The organism is Chryseobacterium urinae, from assembly GCF_030518295.1.
GTDB classification, from domain to species: Bacteria; Bacteroidota; Bacteroidia; order Flavobacteriales; family Weeksellaceae; genus Chryseobacterium; species Chryseobacterium mucoviscidosis.
Genome location: NZ_JAULSJ010000066.1, coordinates 1 through 4,659 on the forward strand (window position 1 = coordinate 1; position 4,659 = coordinate 4,659).

General features: G+C 35.1%; 5 protein-coding genes. 1 reads left to right on the forward strand and 4 read right to left on the reverse strand.

The features are described from left to right. The 4 genes from QWT87_RS20795 to QWT87_RS20810 all read right to left on the reverse strand — a co-directional run. Nucleotides 1-638 (reverse strand): NAD(P)-dependent oxidoreductase (locus tag QWT87_RS20795; protein ID WP_302718619.1); only part of this gene is annotated, 638 nt, incomplete at its 3' end. Between the two features lie 58 nt (nt 639-696). Next, the gene (locus QWT87_RS20800) at nt 697-1,107 is read right to left on the reverse strand and encodes an Rrf2 family transcriptional regulator (RefSeq protein ID WP_302718621.1); all 411 of its coding nucleotides are present in this window, start codon (nt 1,105-1,107) and stop codon (nt 697-699) included. Between the two features lie 64 nt (nt 1,108-1,171). Beyond that, entirely contained in the window at nt 1,172-2,122 is a 951-nt protein-coding gene (locus QWT87_RS20805) for a hypothetical protein (RefSeq protein ID WP_302718623.1), read from the reverse strand. A gap of 190 nt (nt 2,123-2,312) precedes the next feature. Beyond that, nucleotides 2,313-2,750, reverse strand: a complete 438-nt coding sequence (locus QWT87_RS20810) for an FKBP-type peptidyl-prolyl cis-trans isomerase (protein WP_087708965.1) — start codon at nt 2,748-2,750, stop codon at nt 2,313-2,315. 227 nt (nt 2,751-2,977) lie between these two features. On the opposite strand from QWT87_RS20810, the gene QWT87_RS20815 reads away from it, so the two are divergent. Continuing rightward, the gene (locus tag QWT87_RS20815) at nt 2,978-3,979 is read left to right on the forward strand and encodes a catalase family protein (RefSeq protein WP_302718625.1); all 1,002 of its coding nucleotides are present in this window, start codon (nt 2,978-2,980) and stop codon (nt 3,977-3,979) included. The last annotated feature ends 680 nt before the right edge of the window (nt 3,980-4,659 follow it).

Sequence of the window (4,659 nt, forward strand, 5' to 3'; positions counted from 1 at the left end):
GTAAAACGCTCTCTGATGTGGTTATTCTGTTCCAGTTCATCCACCAAAACTACCGCTACATCTTCTACGGAAAGAACGCTTCTTCCGTTTTCATCGAAAACAGGATTTTCCAGAGCGGTTCTGTATTTTCCGGTTCTTACGCCTGCTGTTCCCTGATGCATTTCTATTGCCGGACTGAAAAATGTCCAGTCTAAGGTTTCATTTTCTTTAATTTTGTTTAAATAATCTCTTGCCGCAGTTGCCCCAGGTTTTATTTCTGCAGGAAAATCTGATCCGTCTACCAGTTGTTTTCCATCAATATAAAGACTTCCTGCTCCTCCAACAGTAATAAATCTTTTTACACCGGATTGTTCAACTGCTTTTTCAATATTAACGGAACCATTCAGAAAGTCATCATAGAGATTAGGATTGGTCCATCCTGCGTTAAAAGCACTGATTACGGCATCACTTCCTTTTAAAGCTTCTGATAACTCATCTACATTATTTACATCAACACTTTTAGCCGTTACTTTTTCGTTTTGCTCCACTTTTGAAGCATCTCTTACAATAGCTTCTACCTGATATCCTCTGTTGGATAATTCTTTTACAACCTGAGTTCCTACAAAACCTGTTGCCCCTATTACTGCTACTTTTTTCATACTGTTTATTTTTATATTTAATTGTAATAATTTTTGTTACATTTTTAAGCAAAAAATTTTATTTAAACTGTTCGCTGAACTGTTTTAAGGATTTATTTCCTAAAAAATCCAAAACCAACTGATCGGTTTCTGAAAACAAATTTTTAAGATGATTATTAATTTCTTTTCCGACCGGGCAAACCGGATTGGGATTATTGTTTTTCTTTCCTAAAACTTCGGTGTTCTTCACAGCCAGATAGATTTCAGAAATTCGTATGGAATCCACACTTTTTGCCAACTGACTTCCACCTTCTTTTCCCTGTCTGCTTATAATTAAACCCGCTTCTCTTAACACACCTAGTTCTTTACGAACAACCACAGGATTAATATTGATGCTTCCTGCTATCCATTCTGAGGTAAGCCAATCCTGCGGACTCTCCGCCAATAAGGTCATGATATGTATTGCCGTAGCAAATCTTGTATTGTTCATTGTAATTACTCAGCAAAGATAGATAATTTTTTAATGTAACAAAAATTATTACAATTAAATTTTATTAAAGTATCAGACGATCAAGATCCAGAAGAAGATAATTGATGTTCTGATTGATGGTTCTGGTTGCGGACTGCATCTGGTTGAGCATTGCGGCACGGTTATGAAGATCATCTGAACGGTAAAATCCTCCGTCACTGAAAATAACAGATTCGTCTGCCTTTTTTCTGTCATCATCAAACTGATAATGAAGCCAGCGTTCTTTCATACTCGAAATAATAGACTGCTGCTCTCTGTTGGAAAATTTTTTCTCGGTGTACATATACCAGATAAACGGCGGAAAGTTAGGTGACTGTAATTTGCCATTCCATACATCTCTTAGCAGATTTCTCTGATGAATAAATTCTACTTTTTTACCTTTCGGATTTAAAGTTGCCAAACCAAATCCTGCTCCTAAAACTCCTCCTCCGATATCTATGGCGTTACTCCATGAATTATCCTTTACAATTCCTCCCGCTACCGAAGCCGCGGCTCCGGTTACAATCGAAAGCAGAATAAGTTTATTGTTTCTGGAATCGTTTAGATTATCCACATAATTTCCGATCTGCGCTACTCTTTCGCCTTCACAGTCGAATTCTGCCGCAACCGCATCCAGTTCGGTTAAAGCAATGGTTATTTTGCTGTTGATTTTGGATTTTAGCTGTAAAACTTTTACCTGAGACTCCAGAGAAGTGTCTTTTTTAAGCTCCATGATCTCATGAACTTCATCCAGATTATCTAAAGCATTCAGAATCAAAATACTCTGATCCGAAAATTTATCTCTTAATTCTTTATTGGCATTAATGATGGAATCTGAGTTATAGGAAGGCAGTTTATTACCGTAATTGTATTTGAAAGGCGCTTTACAATAGCTGTCTCTGAGGGTAAGAATATTTTGTCTGATTGCCTGATTTTTCCTTGATACACAGGAAGTAAGCAACATACTGAATGCTACAAAGTAAATTATCTTCTTCATTGATCGATGTTTTCTGTGATTCGGGATTCTTATACATCTGTAAGCTACAAACCTGTAGAAAATTTTATAAGAATTACATTATTTCAAATTCAAACCAAATATTTGTTTTAAGTAATTTGAAAGGTAAAATTACGCAAATAAAAAAATTTACCCGAATAACAGGTAAATTTTTAAGCTATTTTTAATAAAACTATTTCTTTATATCCAGCAATTCCACTTCAAAAATAAGCGTAGAATTCGGACCGATCTCTTTGCTGATCTGCTGATCTCCATAAGCCAGATGCGGAGGAAGAATTAATCTCCACTTGCTTCCTACCGGCATCAGTTGAAGTGCTTCCGTCCATCCTTTAATTACTTTATTTAATGGAAATGAAGCCGGAGTTCCTCTTTTTACAGAACTGTCGAAAACTTTTCCGGTGATAGTTGTTCCGTGGTAATGGCATTTTACGGTAGATCTAGGACCCGGTTTTTCGCCGTCGCCTTCCGTAATGATTTCATACTGTAATCCGCTAGGCAATTCTACCACGCTTTCTCTCTTGCCATATTCTGCCATATATTCCTGACCGTCTTTCAGGTTTTTTTCTGCCAATTCTTTTTTACGTTTAAATAACATATCTGCTACTCCCATAATTGATAATTTTTGCAAAGATAGTTCTTTGTGCCGGAAGATGATAGCCGGAAGATGGAAGTTTTTTAATCATAGAAAATTTTCAAAACATATAAATCATTAGTTTTCAATTTATTAAATTTCATTTTTTTTTGCATCTTTAACTCAGCTTAAAAAATTCAAGTATCATTAATATTCTGTTAATAGGATTTCCGAAACTTGGCGTTATAATTGGACTTAAAAACTAAATGCCCAATCCATTACCCTATAAAAAGGAATACGACAGACTGACTGATGAAGAGAAGCAGCTTCTGGAAATCAATAAAAAAAGCATTACGGATTTTGTTGAGCAGTCACCTTCCGTGAGCGATGTTCATTACGCAACGAGAAATGCTCATGCTAAAACATACGCTGTTACGAAAGGAACTTTTCTGATTGATAAAAACATTCCCGAAGAACTGAAACCGTATTTTGATAAAGAAAAATATGATCTTATCATCCGTCTCTCCAACGCTCATTTAAAAATAATGAAGGGAAAAAGAGATGTTCCTGCATATGGTTTTGCCGTGAAAATTAATGATGAGAAAGGAAACGTGATTGCCAATTTTCCTTTGGTGAATTTTCCGTTGTTTCCGATTAACTCGGTGAGTACATTTCTAAAATTATTTACTTCCGTTAATCGTTTTTTTGTAAAAAAATGGAGTTCTTTTTCTTTACTGATGCAGATTTTAAAAGTCATTCCCTCAACTGTTACGGCTTCATTCGTCAAAAATATATTCAGACTCTGGAGGAAGAGAAATGATTTTTTTCTTTCATTTGATTTTCATTCTGTCGGTGTGTACAGACTGGGAGATTATATGATGAAAATTAAAATCAAACCGCAATCTGTCAACAAACATTTTGGGAAGAAATTAAAGGTAAAAAATGCTGTGGAACGTTATCTTAGAGAAGAAAATTTCACGGCAGATGTTCTTATTCAGCTTTGCTATGACCTGAAAGATCAGCCTGTGAATAAACTTAATGTCGAATGGAAAAATTCGCCCTATATTAAAATCGGGGAAGTGAAAATTGAAAAAAACAATCTTCTGAATGCAAATTCCTGCGACAGTGAGCTGCTTTCTTTTAATCCTTTTGAAAGTAAGATTTTCTTTCAGCCTGTCGGAAAGATTCAAAAACTCCGCGATGAAGCGTATAAGGTTTCTATACAGACAAGGCGGAAAATCAATAAGCTGTTGAAATATAACAAATAATGAAAAGTGAATGGTGAATTTTTGACTTTCCTGTCATTTCGACGAAGGAGAAATCTATTTTGATTGATTTTAACGCAAGGTTCGCTAGGTTTTGTTTTGCATTCTGATGATATTTTTTGTTCGCAAGTGCGTTTCACTCAGCAAATGATAGCAACTTTGATTATTTGGCTCTTGATTTTATTTTTATTGATTCTAACGCAGTATTAGCTAGGTTTTGTTTTGCATTATAGTGGTTATTTTTTGTTCGCAAGGGCGTTTCACTCAGCAAATGATAGCAACTTTGATTATTCGGCTCTTGATTTTAGGAGAAATTTATTTTTATTGATTTTAACGCAATGTTCACTAAATTTTGTTTTACATTGTAGTGGGTATTTTTTGTTCGCAAGGGCGCTTCACTCAGCAAATGATAGCAACTTTGATTATTCGGCTCTTGATTTTAGGAGAAATCTGTTTTTATTGATTTTAACGCAGTGTTCGCTAGGTTATGTTTTACATTGTAGTGGATATTTTGTTCGCGAAGGTATTTGACTTCATCGAATCTTCGATTTCACTCAGCGAATGATAATTATGAAGACTAAAATCGTGTTTGCCACGCATTTTTTTTAGTTCTGTTTAGATTTCTAAAGGATGAGAAACTTTATCGGCTAATTCAAATATTGAAACGCAGACGATTTTCCTAG